This is a genomic window from Roseisolibacter sp. H3M3-2 (assembly GCF_029211165.1).
GTDB lineage: Bacteria > Gemmatimonadota > Gemmatimonadetes > Gemmatimonadales > Gemmatimonadaceae > Roseisolibacter.
Map to the genome: position 1 here is coordinate 1 of NZ_JARGEK010000677.1, position 1,092 is coordinate 1,092.

2 pseudogenes are annotated in these 1,092 nt (G+C 66.6%); both read right to left on the minus strand.

Annotated elements, in window-relative coordinates:
• Window positions 1–372, minus strand: a pseudogene (locus PYV61_RS25665) (hypothetical protein); the annotation flags it as partial.
• Window positions 335–1,092 (minus strand): annotated as a pseudogene (locus PYV61_RS25670) (hypothetical protein); the annotation flags it as partial. The pseudogenes PYV61_RS25665 and PYV61_RS25670, both read right to left, overlap by 38 nt.

The window sequence follows — 1,092 nt, forward strand, 5'->3', positions numbered from 1 at the left end:
AATCCGGATCTGCAGCTGACTGAGCGCAAGTGGGTCACTCGGCGCAGATCCGGGCAGCGCCTCGCTCAGGCGACCTGCAGCCATGTGATTGGCGATGGTATCGGTGCCGGCATAGAGCAGTCGAAGACCCTGCACGTTCGCCGCTCCGACAAGTTCCAGACCGATCAGCGGCGCCCCAGGCGTGTCGGCGACGAGCCGCACCTGCAGCTTGGCGCCCACGCCGCTCAGATCTGCGCCAATGAAGACGAGCGTCTGGACGAACGGCGTCCAGCGGTCGGCGCTGAGCGCCAACTGACCGGGTGAAATCATGTCGAAGCCCTTGGTTGCCGAAAAATCAGGGGAGCGCGCCGCGGCCGCCGGCGCCGCCGCCATATCCACCGCCGCTGCCACCGCTCGTGCCGCCAGAGCCGGGCGCCGCAGGCGTCTTGATGTAGCCTAGATAATGGCGGTCCGGATGATCGGAGCTGTTCAGCGCGGCCGCGTAAGCTGTCGCGACCGAATAGGTCGGCGCGACATCGCCCAAGCTGTCGTCGTCGAAGAAGACGTAATAATCGGTGTTGAAGGCAAGGCCGAGGATCTGCCCCGCGCTCCGCGACGCGTTCGGGACGGGGTCCGGGTAATCCCATTCGTGCGCGGCGACGGAGACCTTCGCCGACCCGTCCCCCGCGTCCGATGCCGAGAGCAGCGCCACGCCGCCCGTTTTCACATATGAGTTGCGGAGCGTCTGCTGGATGTTGATCCCGGCCGTGAGGACCAGCGCGAGCGCGTTTGTGAACGTGCCAGGGGAACCGAGCGCCGGCGTCGGAGGCGGTGTCGTTGTCTGCCCCAGCGCGAATGCGTGCTTGGCCGCGGTCTCCGATCGCGCGGCCATGGTCACGACGCCCGAGCCCGGGTCTAGCGATCGGTTCATCAGCAGGATGGGCTGGTGCTCGAGCCTGCTCTCCGGAAGGTGCGCCGTGACGCAGTCTCCTGGCTTGTAGCCCATCCAACGCAGCTTGAGAGGGATCTGGATGGGCCCGAATTCGCGCGAGTTCTGGATGTCGTAGCGGGCGAGCTGCGCCGCGTGGTTGACCGCCTGAACCAGCGTGTAGG